This is a genomic window from Flavobacterium saccharophilum (assembly GCF_900142735.1).
In the GTDB taxonomy this organism is placed as follows: domain Bacteria; phylum Bacteroidota; class Bacteroidia; order Flavobacteriales; family Flavobacteriaceae; genus Flavobacterium; species Flavobacterium saccharophilum.
On record NZ_FRBY01000002.1, the window covers coordinates 553,376 to 570,391 of the forward strand.

Consider the following 17,016-nt stretch of genomic DNA (forward strand, 5'->3'; position numbering starts at 1 on the left):
ATTGCTTAAGGGGTTTCTTTTTTTTTTTTTGAAGGTGCAAAGTTGCAAAGCTGCAGAGGTTCAAAGGTTTACTCTCTGTGGTAATTCATAGCATCCCAAAAATAAACACATTTAAAAAAAACTTTGAACCTCTGATCCTTTGATCCTTTGAACCTATTTCAAAGACTCCATATCAATCACAAAACGATACTTTATATCTCCTTTCAATAATCTTTCGTAAGCGTCATTTACTTCGTTTACGCCAATTACTTCGATATCAGCAGTGATATTGTGTTCTGCACAGAAATCAAGCATTTCCTGAGTTTCTTTGATTCCACCGATGGCAGATCCTGCGAAACTTCTTCTTCCTAAAATCAAACTGAATGAAGTTACCGGAAGCGGATCCATTGGAGCACCAACTAGTACCAGATTTCCGTCTACTTTTAATAAGTTTAAATACGAATCGATATTATGCTCAGCCGATACGCAATCTAAAATAAAGTGTAATGTTTTAGCATGTTGTGCCATTTGTTCGGGATCTGTTGATAAAACTACTTCATCAGCACCCAAACGTTTTGCGTCTTCAGTTTTAGATAATGAAGTCGTGAAAACTACCACATGAGCACCCATTGCTTTCGCCAATTTGATTCCCATATGACCTAAACCACCGATACCTACAATCCCCACTTTTTGACCAGGACCCACTTTCCAGTGTCTTAACGGAGAATACGTTGTGATTCCGGCGCATAATAATGGTGCAACTCCCGCAAGATCTAATTTGTCTGAAATATGCAATACATAATTCTCATCAACCACAATACTTTGTGAATATCCTCCGAAAGTTTGTCCTCCTAAATGTTTATCAGGTGAATTGAAAGTTAATATATTTCCTTCATCACAAAATTGCTCTAAATCATTTTTGCAATGCTCACATTCTCTACAAGAATCAACCATACAGCCTACTCCAGCCAATTGACCTACTGTGAAATTCTTTACATGCTCACCTACTTTTACCACTCTCCCAACAATTTCATGTCCGGGAACAATTGGATAAACAGTGCCATGCCATTCGTTTCTGGCCGAATGTAAATCAGAATGACAGATTCCGCAATATAAAATTTCTATTTCTACGTCATGCGCTTGTACCGCTCTGCGTTTAATGTCTAATGTTTGTAATGGTGCTTCAGCAGCTTCTGTACCAAAGGCTTTTACGTTTTTTGTTTCCATGTTTTAAGTTTTTTTTGTTTCAAGTTTCAGGTTAATAGCCACAAAGGCACTAAGTCGCAAAGATTGGCAACTTATAGGAACGGATTCTCTATTGTCGGGACGACAAGATTGTTGTCAGGTAAGTCCAGAATTATCTAATTATCTAATTATCTAATTAACAAATTATCTAATTATCTAATTCCTCTAACTCCCAAAACTATGATATTCTTTATCAGTAACACTATCAAGCCATATACCGTGGCCTTTGTCGATTTCAGTGATGATGGCTACATAAGAAAATTTTCTAAACGGGGTTGCGCCATACCAATGTTCAATTCCAGGTATAATTGTAATTACCTCGTCTTTATGAATGAGGCGGACTGCGCTTCCTTTTTCCTGATAATACCCTACACCTTCTTTTGCAATAAGCATATGCAGACTTGAATTAATATGCCAATTACTTCTTGCACAAGGCTCAAAAGTAACTTCCTTAATCATTGTATTTTCGGGATGAATATTACTGGTTTGTTTTTTATAAGATACTTCGCCCGTCATATACGTATTCGGGACTTTTCCTTCTTCAATAACTGTTGTATAATTTGTTGGCATAACTTATTTATTTTTTGAGTTAGTATTTTTATTTAAAGCTATTGTATTGCTCGTCGGTTACTGGTTCTAACCAATCTACAATTCCGGTTTGGGTATTAGTACTTATAGCAATGTGAGTGAATTCACTATCCGGAGAAGCGCCGTGCCAGTGTTTAAGGTCTGGCGGAATATTGACAACATCACCTACTTGTAGCAACTGAATGGGTTTCCCTACTTCCTGATAATAGCCTGTTCCGTGCGTTACAATCAGAATTTGTCCGCCGGGATGGGTGTGCCAATTGTTTCTTGCGCCGGGTTCGAAAACGACATTACCAACTGCAGTATTTAGAACCGGGTCGTTTGGCACCAGCATTTTAACCCAGGCTTTTCCTGTAAAGTAATCTGCCGAAGCCAAATCGCCTTTTGGAAAAATTTCGTTTAATTGATTTTCTGAAGTTTTCATAATTATTTGTTTTTACTATCGGCACAACCAAATCAGAAAGCAAGGATGTGCTTTAAGAAGGTAGATTTAGTTTATAAAACCGATAAAAGATTAATACTAATTATTTCGATGCAAATTTACTTGGTAAAACTGACCAGAGATAATGATAATCAAACAAAAAATTAAGAATATGAAACAATTTACATTCTTAACGATTTAGGAATTGTCCCAGTAAGTCTTTTAAAGTAGTTATTAAAATAGCTTGGATATTCGAATCCGAGTGAGTAACCGATATCTGCAATGCTCCAGTCTGTATGTTGCAACAAAGCTTTGGCCTCGCCGATAATTCGTTCTGTAATATGTGCTGTAGTAGGTTTTCCGGTAACTTCTTTTACCGAACGATTGAGGTGATTTACGTGTACGGCAAGGCTTTGCGCGTAATCTTGCGGCGTTTTTAAAAGTAATGGCTGATCTTTTGTTTCTACCGGAAATTGTCTTTCCAAAAGTTCTAAAAACAAGGAAGTGATTCTCGAAGAAGCATTTTTATGTTTAAAAAAGTTTTCAGAAGGCTGCATTTTCATCGATTCGTGCAGAATCAAATTGATATAATTGCGAATTAAATCATCTTTAAACACATAATCTGTTTCCTGTTCTTCAATCATTTTTTGAAATAACGAATCTATAAACAACTTTTGTTCAGGTGATAACGAAAAAATTGGTGTTCCTCCTATTTTAAACAAAGGCGATTCATGAAGACTTGCTGATCTATCATTTACCTTCAAAAAATCTTCGGTAAAAACACAAGCAAAACCTTCATAAGAAGGCGAAAGGGTATCCCACGAATAAGGAATATGCGGATTTCCGAAAAACAAAATAGTTCCGTCGACTTCTATCCCGCGATCCGCGTAATGTATGAGACTTTTGCTGGTATTGATGCAAATCTTGTAAAAATCCCTACGGTTATAGGTCGGAATTTTACTAACATCACCATTGATTTCGTATACTTTAAAACCTTTTAGCTTCAAATCGTTTAAACCAACTTCTGAAGCCTGAAAATCCAATTGCTCTTTCATTTTGCAAAGTTATGAAAATCAAATAAAAAAAGTTTGTTTCAGGTTTGTTTTGTTTGCTTCGCCAATTCGGCAAAAGCCTCGTGTCAGGTTTCAGGTGGAGTGGGTTTCATCGCAAAGGGCGAAATCCTTTTTTGGGTTGGGGCGAAATAATCTCGCAGAGTCGCAAAAGCGCAAAGTTTTTTTCACGCAGATTTTGCAGATTTAAGCAGATAAAAAGGATTACTTTGAAAAATCTTTACCAATCTGCGTAAATCTGCAAAATCTACGTGAAACCTATCTTCTAGCTATTTCAACTTTAAAGATGCTGATTGTAATCCTTTTGCAGAAGCTGTCAAACTAACTTCTTTCACACCTTCCTCTTTTTGGATGATGATTTGTGCATATCCGTTAAAGAGTTTTCTTTTCCATGGTTCTGCTGGAGTTACGACCTGAATAATTCCGGGATCGGTGTTCATTACATCCCAGTCTTTTATTTTTTCAAGCGGGGTTGTTGCTATATAAATTGTATTTTTTCCTTCTCTTAAAATACTTTTATTTAAGATGTATTTTTGTGCATCGTCTTTACTTGATTCGACTTTATTTCCGTTTACAAAAACTACTGTTTCTTTTCCAATTTTCTTGTAGAAGAAGGTTACGATATTAGAATCTAAGTTATTTTTTAACTCAAAATCTCCTTTATAAACATATGACGGAGCTTGTTTTTTATAATCCCGGTCTTTAAAAGCATCATTCCACTCATTATCAGCATCATCTTGAATTTTATCTGGAAGATCTGCTGAAGCTAATTCCTTCTCCTTCAGATTATTTATAGCAACCAGCTTAATGTCATCAATAAATTTATCACTCTCTAATGAAGTTGGATTACCATTTCCGACTCCGAGAATTTTTCCTCCTTTTATTGAAAACGTTAGTTCGTCGTTTGCTGTCGGCACGTGCAATCCTTTTTTATCAGTGATTTCGGCCGTTACAACCACAACACTCGAGTTTGGAAGATTTTCTTTATCAACAGAAAGTTTTATTTTTTCCGGATTTCCTGTTGTTTTTTGAACTTCGGTCAAAACCTTTTTTCCGTTTTTAAAACCGATTGCTTCCAGAGTGCCAGCTTCGTATTTTACCTTCCATTCTAAATGGCCGTTTTGTTCCATTTTCTTTTTGCCGAGACTTTTTTTGTTGAGAAAAAGCTCCACTTCATCACAATTTGAATACGCCCAAACGTCGACTTCTTTGCCTTCCATTCCACTCCAGTTCCAATGTGGCAGAATATGCAAAACAGGTTCATTTCCCCACCAGGATTTAAGATAGAAAACATTGTCTTTTGGGAAACCGCAAACATCCATCATTCCAAAATACGACGTTACTGATGGCCATCCGTAAGGAGTTGGCTCTCCACGATAATCAAAACCTGTCCAAAAAAATACTCCGGCCAAATACGGTCTTTCAGCATAAAACTTCCAGCCTTCTTCTATACTATAAAAAGTCGAGCGTGGTTTTTTATCGTATGCACTTTGATAATGTTTGGCATCATCTGTAAAATAAACACCTCGCGTTGCAAAAGTCGAACCTTCTTCTGTTCCCATTCCGGGTTGGTTTTTGAACTCATTTCGGTGCGCATCGATATCTCCGTTTCCTAAATAATTATACCCCATAATTTCAACAACAGAAGATATTCCGCTTTTAAAACCACTGCTTATTCCAACGGTTACAGGCCTTGTAGAATCAATACTTTTCGCAAATCCCTGCATCACATTGGTAACACGCTCACCTACAATATTGCCTTCAATATTCCATTCTTCATTGCCAACCGACCAACAAAAAATACTTGGATGATTGCGGTCACGCTCGATCATTCGTTTTAGATCACTCAAATGATAATCGTTAATTCCCATTAAACGGGTTTCATCAATCACAAGCATTCCCAATTCATCACAGGCTTTGAGTAATTCCGGAGTTGGTGGATGATGCGAACAGCGATAGGCATTCGACCCCATTTCTTTGAGTTTTTTGATTCGATAATACTGCAATTCATCTGGCAAAGCGGTTCCAATTCCGGCATGATCCTGATGATTATTTGTTCCTTTTAGTTTCACCGATTTTCCATTCAGAAAAAAACCTTTTTCAGCATCAAATTGAATGGTTCTGATTCCGAAAGAAGTACCATAACTGTCGATTACTTTTCCGTTTTGTTTGATTTGAGTTTCTAAACGATATAAATTCGGATTCTCGATATCCCATAACAATGGATTTTTAACTGATAATTTTGAAGTGGAATTTACAGTTTTATAAAAATCTGGAGCCTCAACATTTTCAGAAATAGTAGTGATTTGTTTCCCTTTAGCATCAAAAATAGTCTGAGTAATTTCAACTGAACCTTTATCATTCCCTTTATTTTCAATAGTAACTTCAGCCGTAATTTCGGCACTATTCTCTTTTATTTCTGATGTTACATAAGCCCCGTTTTCAATAACAAAAATCGGATTTGTTTTTTGAAGATAAACGTGTCGATAAATTCCCGCGCCTTCATAAAACCAGCCTTCCTCCATCGAAGCATCAACACGAACCACAATTGTATTTTCTCCACCATAATTCACATAAGCCGAAACATCATATTCAAATCCATTGTATCCGCTTTCTTCTGTTCCAAGGAAATAGCCGTTAAAGAACACTTTTGAATTTCTAAAAACACCATCAAATTTTAAGGAAATAATTCGGCCCTTATCACTTTCCGGAATACTGATTTTCTTTCTATACCAGCCAATGCTTTTTTCGGGAAAACCTTTTCCAGCAGTTTTAAATCCGTGACTATAGCTTGCTTTTTCGCTGAAAGATTGCTCCACAGCCCAATCGTGTGGCAAATCTAATTTTCTCCAGGCACGGTCATCAAAGCCTGATGCTGCTGGTCCATCGCCAAATCCGGTTTTTGTCAAATAAGAAAAATACCCCTCGGCGTGGCCAAAATCTTTTTGTGTATCATATAAATGTCCGAACGAAAATCGCCAGTCTTTATCAATTAAAGTCAAATCTCTATCTGATTTATTTTGTGCCGAAGTACAAAACGAAATCAAAAGAATAAAAAAGCATAGGATTTCTTTCGGAAAAATAGATTTCATAAATAATGTGGTTAACAGAGATGATTAGCAAATAGCGCTAAAATTAAAATTTTAAAATGGTATAAATTAATAGTATTTTATCAAAACATGATCTTTCTATCAAACAATAATACCTGAAAATTAGACGTTAAAAATTTAGAATCATTCTATCAGCGGTTCTTTACCAAATCTTATTGTTTTGGTGTAATTTTATATTGAAATTTAACAAAACCAAATTTAATCATGAGTGTTATAAAAGACGAAAATACGCTTCTTAGCACCATTAAGCGTATTGATGAGAAGATAGACAAATTAAACGATCAAAAAATAATTGCCTTTTTTAATCATCTTGGCTTGGCCGAAAGAGAGGATGTACCAAATAATTTTCTAGACTTTGAAACCATACTTATCGTGGTTCCAAACCGACATATATCGCACGAATTAAAATATTTTAAATATTCCATTTCCCGCCTTTCTTTCGTGACTAACCCGTATGCGAAACAAATTCATGTTTATGATTTTAAGGAATGGAATGCAATTACCCGAAATAAAACACAATTTCAGGTGAGAGAGTTGTTGAAAACCAGTTTTGGTGGTGTAAGGGATATTACTGAGGGAATGAATTAATTTTTTGTTTCAGGTTTGGATTGTGCAGTTTAACCGCTAGGTTCGCAAAGGGATTACGCAATGTTCGCAAAGATTTATATACAGCTTTGCGAACTTATAAAGCCAACTACAAACACATCAAAAAAACTACTTTGCGTGCTTTGCGGTAAAATTTAACCACAAAGTTCACAAAGGAATTCCACAAAGTTCACAAAGGAATTCTACAAAGTTCACAAACGCATCGAACAAGTCAATCACATACAGCTTTGCGAACTTAAAAGCCAACTGCAAACACATCAAAAAAAATACTTTGCGTGCTTTTCGGTAAAATTTAACCACAAAGTGCACAAAGGAATTCCACAAAGTTCACATATGCATAGAACAAGTCAATCACATACAGCTTTGCGAACTTTAAGGTCCACTACAAACACATCAAAAAAAATACTTTGCGTGCTTTGCCGTAAAATTTAACTCACTAAGCTTTCCATAAATTCTTTCTCTTAAATATCACTAATTCAACAAATTAATTAACGAAATAGCATAAATTCTTTTCCGTATTAAAACATAAATTCTTATATTTCAGCAACTTAATCAAAGGCACATTCATTGCTTACTCTAAAAAGTATTCATGTCGTGCCTTTAATCGTTTCTTTAAAAACAAAAATAAATTTTACCTATGGAAACAAAATTTGATATCATTGTTATTGGTTCAGGTCCTGGCGGCTATGCCTCGGCAATTAGATGTTCACAATTGGGTTATAAAACTGCAATTGTCGAAAAATACAAAGCTTTAGGAGGTACTTGTACCAACGTTGGCTGCATACCAACAAAAGCATTACTCGATAGTACAGAACATTATCATACCGCCGAAACCAAATTTGCCACTCATGGCATCAATACAGGTAAACTTAGCTTAGATTTTACCCAATTAATAAAAAGGAAAAGCGAAGTTGTAGAACAAAACATTAATGGTCTTAATTTTTTAATGAAGAAAAATAAAATTGAAGTTTTTGAAGGAATTGCTTCATTTTTAAATGATAAGGAAATAAGCGTTAAAGGAACTGACGGTTCGTCAACAACAATTTCTTCAACCTATTATATTATTGCCACAGGCTCTAAACCTGCTACAATTCCTGGTGTTGAAATTGATAAAAAAAGAATAATTACTTCTACAGAAGCACTTTCACTTCCTGAGAAACCAAAAAGCATGGTAATTATTGGCGGTGGAGTTATTGGTGTCGAAATGGCTTCAATATATGCCCGAATAGGAGTCGAAATTACTATAATTGAATATTTTGACAGCCTGATTCCGACAATGGATAAGGATTTAGGAAAAGAGCTTAAAAAGATATTTACCAAACAGAATATTAAAATTTTGTTGAGCCATAAAGTGCAATCAGCCAAAAATAACGGCAAAAACACAACCGTCAGTTTTCTTGACGCAGCAAATGCTCCACAGGAAATTACGGCCGATTATTGTTTGGTTGCGGTTGGAAGAAAACCTTATACAGAAGGCTTGGGACTGGAAAACACTGGCGTAGAATTAGATTCAAAAGGTAGAATTGTAACCAATGAAAAACTGCAAACCAAAGTCGAAAACATTTATGCCATTGGTGATGTTGTGGCCGGAGCAATGCTGGCACACAAAGCAGAGGAAGAAGGTATTTTCGTAGCCGAAACCATTAACGGGCAAAAACCTCATATTAATTACAAATTGATTCCCGGTGTTGTGTATACCTGGCCTGAAGTTGCTTCTGTTGGTTATACAGAAGAAGAACTAAAAGAAAAAAACATTGAATATCGTGTTGGTAAATTTCCTTTCTCAGCCAGTGCCAGAGCAAGAGCTGCTATGGAAAAAGATGGTTTTTCTAAAATTCTTTCTGATCCAAAATATGGTGAACTTCTAGGCATGCACATCATTGGCCCGCGTGCTGCCGATTTAATTGCACAAGGCGTAATTGGAATGGAATATGAAGTTACCGATGAAGATATGTTCCGAATTTCATATGCTCATCCAACTTACTCTGAAACATTAAAAGAAGCTTATATGATTGCCTCTGGACAAGGAGCTATTAACATTTAAATTGTTTCAGGTTTCAGGTTTCAGGTTTCAGGTTTGGATTGTGTAGTTTAACCGCAACGAACGCAAGGGATTACGCAATGTTCGCAAAGATTCATACAGCTTTGCGAACTTATAAAGCCAACTACAAACACACCAAAAAAATACTTTGCGTGCTTTGCGGTAAATTTTTACCACAAAGTTCACAAAGGAATTCCACAAAGTTCACAAACGCATAGACCTAGTCAATCACATACAGCTTTGCGAACTTTAAAGTCCACTACAAACACATTAAAAAAATACTTTGCGTGCTTTGCGGTAAAATTAATTCGCTATCTAATTTCAAAAATACTGATAAACTTTTGCTCTAATTTTTTCCTTTTTCGCTCTTCATTCCATCTAGAATAAAAAGCCATAAAAAGTAAAAACAAATTAACAATTGTAGAAGCTCGTCTGAGTCCTCTCGCAAAAAACAGAAAAAATATATTAATTGCCAGAATTAGAATTATGGGAGAATATTTTGCTATAATTAGCTGCCATTTATTATCTGGTTCGACAATATAGTCCACTCTTACTCTATTATTAACATTCTTATAGTTTCCTTTTACAATGAAAGGTGTTGATGACTTTGGAGAATTTACTTTTAACCTAAAACTTTTATCATCAAAAAAACCATAAAAAGGCTTTATTGCACCTGACACAGGAAATATTCTAACCTTTCCCAGTTGTGACTTTGTAGATCCAACTTGAGTATTATTTATTAATCTTACTCGAAATTCTTGTAAGCTGAGTTTTGACTCCATGTAATAATTTCCTTTCTAGTTTTGCTGTGGCGCCAAAATACTCTTAACCATTTCATTCAAAGCATTTCCATGAATATTTTTGGCCAGAATAATTCCGTTTTTGTCTATTAAAAAATTTAATGGTACAGATTGCAGCATATAATCTACAGCAGCGGGAGATTTCCAATACTTAAGATCACTTACTTGTATCCATGGAAGTTTTTGTTTGGCAATTGCTCCCAACCAAAGTGGCTTCTTGGTATCCATTGAAACGCTGTAGATGGATAATTTACCCGCATAATTATTATATAATTTTATCAATTCCGGATGTTCCTTTGTGCATGGTCCACACCATGATGCCCAAAAGTCAATTAGGACTAAATCTCCTCTTAAAGATGTTAAGGCTACATTATTTCCTTTTGTATCCGGAAGGTCAATTTCTGGAGCTATATCTCCTACTTCAAGGCCTACAACCTGTGCTTTTGAACTGGTTATTACACAACATAAGAATCCTAAAATAAGTAAAGTTTTTTTCATAATTGGTTAAGTTTTTTTGTTGGGGCTTTTTTAATCTCGCAAAGTCGCAGAGTTGCGAAGGTAATTTCTTAAGTTTTATTTTAAAAACTTCGCGACTTTGCGAGATTAATACATTAGCAAATATAATACTTCTTCATAATTCTTTCCTTCATCATAAAATTTTCCTAAATAATTTTTCTTTAATTGGCATATCGGGAAAAGTCGATATCTTTGCGCCATGGAACAAATAGAAATCTTTAAGGCTCTGTCGAACAAATCCAGATTACAAATGCTGGAATGGCTAAAAGAACCCGAAATACATTTCCCGGATCAACTCCAGCATGCAGGATTTGAACACGGCGTTTGTGTTGGGCAAATACAAGCCAAGGCAGGCCTGACGCAATCTACCGTTTCTGAATACTTGTCGATTTTACAACGTGCCGGCTTTATCGAAGCCAAACGCGTTGGACAATGGACTTACTATAAACGCAACGAAGGTGCCTTTGAAGCACTCAGTAAATTAATTCAAACTAATTTGTAATTACTATGAGTACAAACAACCTGTTTTCGCCATTTAACTTAAAAACGTTAAATCTTAAAAATAGAATCGTAATGGCGCCAATGACGCGCTCATTCTCGCCAAACGGGATTCCAACTGATGAAGTAGCTTCTTACTACCAAAAAAGAGCTGAAGGTGAAGTTGGATTAATATTATCCGAAGGAACTGTAATTGACAGACCTTCATCATCAAACGATGCCAATGTACCTCATTTTCATGGAGATGCAGCACTAAAAGGATGGAAAAACGTTATTGATGAAGTTCATGCTGCCGGCGGTCAAATGGGACCACAAATCTGGCATATGGGAATTATGGATAATCACCACTCTGGATGGATTCCACCCGTTCCTTTTGAGGGTCCGTCAGGTTTAAACCGACCAGATTTTAGAAATGGAGTTGCCATGACTGAGAAAGATATTGAAGATACTATTCTTGCTTTCGGAAAAGCGGCTGCAGATGCTAAAAGACTAGGTTTTGATACTATTGAAATTCACGGTGCACATGGATATTTGATTGACCAGTTTTTTAGAGCTGAAACGAATTTACGTACTGATATTTATGGTGGAAAAACATTACCGGAACGTAATCGTTTTGCTATTGAAGTGGTAAAAGAAATTAGAAAACAAGTGGGTGAAGATTTCGCAGTAATTATGCGTTTCTCTCAATTCAAACCTTCTGATTACAATTATAAACTGGCTAAAAATCCGCAGGAATTAGAAGCATGGCTTACACCTCTTGTTGATGCCGGAGTTGATATTTTACACTGTTCACAACGTCGTTTCTGGGAACCTGAATTTGAAGATTCTGATTTAAACTTTGCAGGATGGGCTAAAAAAGTTACAGGCGCGCCAACTATTACAGTAGGTTCTGTGGGACTTTCCGGAGATTTCTTTGGAGCTTTTGCAGGAGAAAGTTCAGAACCAACTTCTTTAGAAGAATTAAATAGACGTTTCGACAGAGGCGATTTTGATTTGGTTGCTGTTGGAAGACCTTTATTATCTGATCCAAATTGGGTTGCGAAAATCAAAGCCGGAAAAACAGATCAATTGAAAGGTTTCAGCAAAGAAGCTTTGGGACAGTTGGTTTTAGAATAAATTAAGGTTCAGAGTGGCAAAGGTGCAAAGGGACAAAGGTTTTTTACCTTGTCCGTCTAAACCTTTCTTAATAATATAAAAAGGGATAAACTTAATTGTTTATCCCTTTTTTTAATCTGAACTATAAATAACATTTGTAGATGTACAAACCTTAGAGAGACGTTTTCTTTTTTATTAACTTCCCTTTTAATCCTTTGTAACTTTGTCTCTTTGTTCCTTTGAACCTATTTCTAAAAATACAAAAGGGATGAAACAAATTATGTTTCATCCCTTTTTTTGAATAGCTAATAACTAACAAAATTAGAAATTCAATATTTTTAAATTAGGTTCGGAGTTACAGAGGTTCAAAGGGACAAAGGTTTTGACCTATGAACCTTTGTCCCTTTACAAAGAAACTTTTCTTTTCTGGAATTTATTCTGAAGCCAATTTCTAACAGGTTCATCGTATAATTTCAAACATAAAAAAGCAATAACGATACTCGCAATTAAAACACCTATTCCAATTCCGTAACCATCTTTTATCTCCACTTTATTATCTACAACCCAAGCCGTATACCAATAAATCAGCGGATAATGCGTGATATAAATTGGATAGGATATATCGCCTAAAAGCTTGCATATTTTAGCAGAAAAAGCACTTTTAATTTCGCCTCCTGCTCCAATGGCAACAATTAATGGAAATACTAAAATAATACAGAAAGATTCGTACAAACCGTTCATCCATAAACTGTTTTCATCTCCGATTCTTGGTATAATCAAAACTGCGGAAATCATTAAACTGCAAATCCAGAAAGCACCTTTTATATGTATTAGTTTTCCTAAACGGCAAAGTAAAACTCCTGCAAAAAAGGGATATAACAAACGGGTAAAACCAACATTCATTTGTTCCAGATTCAGAGACCATCCACCAATAACGTCTCCTTTTGGTCCGAAAACAGTATAATTGATTAACATTCCAGCGAATATCAATACAAACACGGTCATTATTTTATTCGAGAATTTACGAAACAAAACAGCGTATAAAATATTGGCAATATATTCGAAGAAAAGTGACCAAGCTGGGCCATCAAGCGGATGCATTTCGCCCCAGCCTCTTATTTCTAAAGAGGGCGGAATTGGTAATAATGTAAATCCGATAACCATGGTTACAATTACTTTCCACACTTCCATTCCTGCAATCATTGGAAATAGATTATCAGAAGCCTGAAAATAATAGAATATGGCACCAATGATCATTCCCATAATAACCATGGGCTGTAAACGGATTAAGCGTCTTTTGTAAAATTCCCATTGTGTCATTTTTACCCAGCGATCGTCGTAAGCATATGCCACAACAAATCCGGACAAAAGAAAAAAGAAATCAACGGCTAAATAACCGTGATTGATGATTTGTTTAAATCTGCTTCCTCCGTTATGTGCTTCGAAAATATGAAATGCAACTACTAAAATAGCAGCTACTCCACGCAGACCGTCAAGAATTTCGTAATGCTTTTTTGGTTTAAAATCGGTAGAAATTGAACTCATAAAAAATGGTTAGTTGTTAATGGTTAATTATTAATGGTCAATTGAAAACTTATTTAACCGCAAAGGTCGCAAAGACTGTACGCAAGGATCGCAAAGGGCTTATCAAAGTTCGCAAAGTTTTATTCACAAAGCGTTGCGAACTTAAAAAGACAACTTAAACACAACTATAAAAAAATACTTAGCGTACCTTGCGGTAAAATTCGCAAAGCTTTAGATAAAATTACATAATTATCTAATTTTCTAATTATCTCAATTATCTAATTAATCTATTCCTGGTGATTCTTAAGCCACTCCAGTCTTCGTTGATCTGGTAAATGTGTTACTTTAAAATTTTCAAATTTAGCCTCAAAACCTTTTCCGTCTGGCGATGCTGCCATCAGACCAACCATTACTGGTGTATTATCTTGTAACGGTGCGTTTCTGGTCATGATATAATTTTTATCATCATAAGAGAAAAACACTTCAACAGCATCTAATCTTCTTACTACTTTTATCCAGACAAATGGCGGTGCTTTATCTAGTGTGGTTACACTCCAATCACTTTTATCATGCGTTACCACTGTGCTTATATTAAATTTTCCATCCACAAACTCAACTCCGGTTTTGATATAGTTTTTTTCATCAATACGAATCATTAATCCCATTTGATCAAATCTTGCAATATAATTACCTGTTATTTTAACTTTGGCTTCAAATTCTCCGCCATAAGTTGCGTAATAAAAAGGTGCATCATCAACTGTAAATCCGTAATGTGAAATACGCCAATAATCACTGCTGCCGGTTACATTCATGATTAATGCATTGTTTTTAATTTCCCATTTTTCAGGTTCATTAAACCATTGCATTTTATTCAGGCTTTGCGCTGAAAAATTTTGCGCTACAAATAAAGTGATAACACCGAGTAGAATATTTTTCATATCATTCATTTTTTTAGACAGTAAACATTTTATTTATTTTTTGAACCATTAAGATATTAAGAGAATTAAGTTTTACGCTTAATGTGCCTTAAAGAAAAATTAAGTTCAAACCTTAATTCCCTTAATATCTTAATGGTAAAAATTATTTCTTTTATTGATAAAAAATCAAAAAGCAAAGCTGCAACTTTTTACACTTGCAGCTTTACAACCAACCAATTTAGAAAATTAATGAAATTATTGAAGTGAAAAACTCACTTTAGATTTTATAGCCGTAGATGATGCACCAATTAAAGCTTCAAAAGCTCCCGGTTCAGCAACCCAGTCGTGTTTTTTATCATCAAAGAAACTTAAAGCCGTTTTGTCAACAGTAAAAGTGATCGTTTTCTCTTCTCCTGCTTTAAGCGATACTTTCTCAAAACCTTTTAATTCTTTAACTGGACGAACCAATGAAGATTGTAAATCGCTGATATAAAGCTGCACTACTTCAGAACCTTCTCTGCTTCCTGTATTTTTCACTTTCACAGAAAATGTAATCTGATCTCCAATCGACATTTGTTTTTTGTCAGCAGTCACTTTTCCGTATTCGAAAGTCGTATAGCTTAAACCATGTCCAAAAGAGAATAATGGTTTTATTTTTTGTTTGTCAGCCCAACGGTAACCCACAAAAATGCTTTCTTTGTATGTTACATCATCTCCGCCAGGAAATTCTCCCAATGCGTGGGCTCCGTTATCAGCTAATTTTACCGGAAAAGTGAAAGTCAATTTTCCAGAAGGATTCACATCTCCAACCAAAACTGCAGCCAAAGCATTTCCGGCTTCTGTACCTAAAAACCAACCTTGAACAATTCCCGGAACTTCTTTTACCCACGGCATTGCCACAGCATTTCCTGAAATATTTACATAAACGATGTTTTTATTTACTTTCGCTAATTCGCTGATTAATTTATCCTGACCATAAGAAAGTTCCAATCCTTTACGATCATGTCCTTCATCGTCCTGATTTTCACTTTTATTCAAACCTCCAATAAAAATCACAATATCGGCATCTTTAGCTACTTTTAAAGCTTCCGCAGTCAATTCTGCCGGAGAACTTTTTTCCTCTAAACTTACTTTTGCAATAACTCCGTTATAATTGCTTGTCGGGTCTCCAACATAACCGCGAGCGTAAACGATTTCAGCCTGATTGCCAATTCTTTTCTTTAATCCTTCAAGAGGCGTAATTTCGTATCTGGCTTTCAATGAAGAACTTCCTCCACCAACAGTCATCATTTTGATTGCATTTTCACCAATAACAGCGATCTTTTTAGTTTTCGAAAGATTGATTGGTAAAATGTTATTGTTATTTTGAAGCAATACAATTCCTTCTTCAGCGATTTTTAAACCTGCTTTAGCGTGCTCTTCTGTTCCAAAAGATCCAAAAGGTCTGTTTTTATCCATTGTGGTTAAGAAAGAAAGACGTAAAATACGACGTACTTTTTCGTCTAATTCTTTAGTTCCAATTTCCCCTTTTCTAATCATTTCTGAATAAGGTTTAGCCAAATAATAGTTATCATACGCATTACTTGTTCCCCATGAAAGTCCGTTGGTCCAGGAACCAAATTCCATATCCAAGCCATTGTGAATTGCTTGTTTTGTATCGTTAACACCTCCCCAATCAGAAACTACAACACCTTTGAATCCCCATTCTCCACGAAGAATATCGTTTAATAAAAACTCATTATGACAACATTGCTGTCCTTTGTATTTATTGTAAGATCCCATAATTGCCCAGGCATCACCTTCTTGTACAGCCGCTTTAAAAGCCGGAAGATAAATTTCGTACAATGCACGATCATCAACAATTACGTTTACTGAGTTACGATTTGTTTCCTGGTTATTTAAAGCGAAATGTTTAACGCAGGCCGCTACTCCATTCGACTGAACTCCTTTAATGTAAGGAACTACCATTTTTGAACTTAAGAAAGGGTCTTCACCCATATATTCGAAGTTACGACCGTTTAATGGTGTTCTGTAGATGTTAACGCCAGGTCCTAATAGTACATTTTTATTACGGTAACGTGCTTCTTCTCCTATTGATTTTCCGTATAAAGAAGACAATTCCTTGTTCCATGTTGCTGCAAGCGCTGTTAAGGCCGGAAAAGCAATACAAGAATCATTTGTCCATCCTGCCTGATCCCATTCGTCCCATTTAACTTCAGTACGAATTCCGTGTGGTCCATCGGTCATCCAGTTTTCCGGAATTCCCAAACGCTTTACACCCGGAGAACTAAATTTAGATTGCGCATGAATCATGGCAATTTTTTCAGCAGTTGTCATTTTTGAAAGTGCATCTTCTACACGTTCGTTAATTGGCTTTTTATCATCAAGATAAACCGGAACATTGTTTTGGGCATTCATCCCAAACGAACTCAACATAAAAAGAACAAGAAGAGTTTTAACGTTTTTAAACATAACTATTAATTTATTAAAGCATTTAATTTACAAACAGGGACTTTTAGTCAAAAGTACCTTATAATAATATTGTAAAGCTAAAACGTTATAGTTCGTGTTAGAATTTTAAACGAAAAAAAGTAGTGAAATAAAAA

14 protein-coding genes are annotated in these 17,016 nt (G+C 35.5%); 4 read left to right on the forward strand and 10 right to left on the reverse strand.

Features of this window, described 5'->3' with window-relative positions; genetic code table 11:
• Window positions 1-153: 153 nt before the first annotated feature.
• The 5 genes from BUA98_RS07855 to galA form a co-directional block, all read right to left on the reverse strand.
• Window positions 154-1,206 (reverse strand): NAD(P)-dependent alcohol dehydrogenase, encoded by a 1,053-nt coding sequence (locus tag BUA98_RS07855; RefSeq protein ID WP_072971051.1) that lies wholly within the window; start codon window positions 1,204-1,206, stop codon window positions 154-156.
• Between the two features lie 183 nt (window positions 1,207-1,389).
• Window positions 1,390-1,794 carry a cupin domain-containing protein gene (locus BUA98_RS07860; RefSeq protein WP_072971052.1) on the reverse strand — a complete coding sequence of 135 codons (405 nt, stop codon included), beginning with the start codon at window positions 1,792-1,794 and terminating at the stop codon, window positions 1,390-1,392.
• Between the two features lie 28 nt (window positions 1,795-1,822).
• Window positions 1,823-2,236: a (R)-mandelonitrile lyase gene (locus BUA98_RS07865; RefSeq protein WP_072971053.1), complete on the reverse strand. Its 414-nt coding sequence runs from the start codon at window positions 2,234-2,236 to the stop codon at window positions 1,823-1,825.
• A gap of 179 nt (window positions 2,237-2,415) precedes the next feature.
• Window positions 2,416-3,288: a helix-turn-helix domain-containing protein gene (locus BUA98_RS07870; protein ID WP_072971054.1), complete on the reverse strand. Its 873-nt coding sequence runs from the start codon at window positions 3,286-3,288 to the stop codon at window positions 2,416-2,418.
• 284 nt (window positions 3,289-3,572) lie between these two features.
• Window positions 3,573-6,395, reverse strand: a complete 2,823-nt coding sequence (gene galA, locus BUA98_RS07875; protein WP_072971055.1) for a beta-galactosidase GalA — start codon at window positions 6,393-6,395, stop codon at window positions 3,573-3,575.
• A 222-nt stretch (window positions 6,396-6,617) separates the two neighbouring features.
• Here galA and BUA98_RS07880 point away from each other — a divergent pair, with 222 nt between their 5' ends.
• Both BUA98_RS07880 and lpdA read left to right on the forward strand, forming a co-directional pair.
• A complete protein-coding gene (locus tag BUA98_RS07880; RefSeq protein WP_072971056.1) occupies window positions 6,618-7,001 on the forward strand; it encodes a hypothetical protein in 384 nt (127 codons plus the stop codon).
• Between the two features lie 655 nt (window positions 7,002-7,656).
• Complete coding sequence (gene lpdA / locus BUA98_RS07885) at window positions 7,657-9,063, forward strand: dihydrolipoyl dehydrogenase (RefSeq protein WP_072971057.1); 1,407 nt, start codon at window positions 7,657-7,659, stop codon at window positions 9,061-9,063.
• 308 nt (window positions 9,064-9,371) lie between these two features.
• On the opposite strand, the gene BUA98_RS07890 is transcribed toward lpdA, so the two are convergent.
• Window positions 9,372-9,842 carry a hypothetical protein gene (locus BUA98_RS07890; protein WP_072971058.1) on the reverse strand — a complete coding sequence of 157 codons (471 nt, stop codon included), beginning with the start codon at window positions 9,840-9,842 and terminating at the stop codon, window positions 9,372-9,374.
• Between the two features lie 15 nt (window positions 9,843-9,857).
• A complete protein-coding gene (locus BUA98_RS07895; RefSeq protein ID WP_072971059.1) occupies window positions 9,858-10,358 on the reverse strand; it encodes a TlpA family protein disulfide reductase in 501 nt (166 codons plus the stop codon).
• Between the two features lie 217 nt (window positions 10,359-10,575).
• On the opposite strand from BUA98_RS07895, the gene BUA98_RS07900 reads away from it, so the two are divergent.
• Complete coding sequence (locus BUA98_RS07900; RefSeq protein WP_026985435.1) at window positions 10,576-10,878, forward strand: ArsR/SmtB family transcription factor; 303 nt, start codon at window positions 10,576-10,578, stop codon at window positions 10,876-10,878.
• Window positions 10,879-10,883: 5 nt separating this feature from the next.
• Window positions 10,884-11,990, forward strand: a complete 1,107-nt coding sequence (locus BUA98_RS07905) for an NADH:flavin oxidoreductase (protein ID WP_072971060.1) — start codon at window positions 10,884-10,886, stop codon at window positions 11,988-11,990.
• 384 nt (window positions 11,991-12,374) lie between these two features.
• Here BUA98_RS07905 and BUA98_RS07910 read toward each other — a convergent pair whose 3' ends face one another.
• From BUA98_RS07910 to BUA98_RS07920, 3 genes are all read right to left on the reverse strand, one after another.
• Entirely contained in the window at window positions 12,375-13,514 is a 1,140-nt protein-coding gene (locus tag BUA98_RS07910) for an acyltransferase family protein (RefSeq protein ID WP_072971061.1), read from the reverse strand.
• A 266-nt stretch (window positions 13,515-13,780) separates the two neighbouring features.
• Entirely contained in the window at window positions 13,781-14,431 is a 651-nt protein-coding gene (locus BUA98_RS07915) for a DUF1349 domain-containing protein (RefSeq protein WP_072971864.1), read from the reverse strand.
• Between the two features lie 234 nt (window positions 14,432-14,665).
• Complete coding sequence (locus BUA98_RS07920; protein WP_072971062.1) at window positions 14,666-16,882, reverse strand: glycoside hydrolase family 3 C-terminal domain-containing protein; 2,217 nt, start codon at window positions 16,880-16,882, stop codon at window positions 14,666-14,668.
• Window positions 16,883-17,016: the final 134 nt, after the last annotated feature.

Bases quoted from the DNA above. Each gene is read 5' to 3' on its own strand.
- BUA98_RS07855 (WP_072971051.1), bottom strand. From the start codon at position 1,206: ATGGAAACAAAAAACGTAAAAGCCTTTGGTACAGAAGCTGCTGAAGCA.
- BUA98_RS07860 (WP_072971052.1), bottom strand. From the start codon at position 1,794: ATGCCAACAAATTATACAACAGTTATTGAAGAAGGAAAAGTCCCGAAT.
- BUA98_RS07865 (WP_072971053.1), bottom strand. From the start codon at position 2,236: ATGAAAACTTCAGAAAATCAATTAAACGAAATTTTTCCAAAAGGCGAT.
- BUA98_RS07870 (WP_072971054.1), bottom strand. From the start codon at position 3,288: ATGAAAGAGCAATTGGATTTTCAGGCTTCAGAAGTTGGTTTAAACGAT.
- galA (WP_072971055.1), bottom strand. From the start codon at position 6,395: ATGAAATCTATTTTTCCGAAAGAAATCCTATGCTTTTTTATTCTTTTG.
- BUA98_RS07880 (WP_072971056.1), top strand. From the start codon at position 6,618: ATGAGTGTTATAAAAGACGAAAATACGCTTCTTAGCACCATTAAGCGT.
- lpdA (WP_072971057.1), top strand. From the start codon at position 7,657: ATGGAAACAAAATTTGATATCATTGTTATTGGTTCAGGTCCTGGCGGC.
- BUA98_RS07890 (WP_072971058.1), bottom strand. From the start codon at position 9,842: ATGGAGTCAAAACTCAGCTTACAAGAATTTCGAGTAAGATTAATAAAT.
- BUA98_RS07895 (WP_072971059.1), bottom strand. From the start codon at position 10,358: ATGAAAAAAACTTTACTTATTTTAGGATTCTTATGTTGTGTAATAACC.
- BUA98_RS07900 (WP_026985435.1), top strand. From the start codon at position 10,576: ATGGAACAAATAGAAATCTTTAAGGCTCTGTCGAACAAATCCAGATTA.
- BUA98_RS07905 (WP_072971060.1), top strand. From the start codon at position 10,884: ATGAGTACAAACAACCTGTTTTCGCCATTTAACTTAAAAACGTTAAAT.
- BUA98_RS07910 (WP_072971061.1), bottom strand. From the start codon at position 13,514: ATGAGTTCAATTTCTACCGATTTTAAACCAAAAAAGCATTACGAAATT.
- BUA98_RS07915 (WP_072971864.1), bottom strand. From the start codon at position 14,431: ATGAAAAATATTCTACTCGGTGTTATCACTTTATTTGTAGCGCAAAAT.
- BUA98_RS07920 (WP_072971062.1), bottom strand. From the start codon at position 16,882: ATGTTTAAAAACGTTAAAACTCTTCTTGTTCTTTTTATGTTGAGTTCG.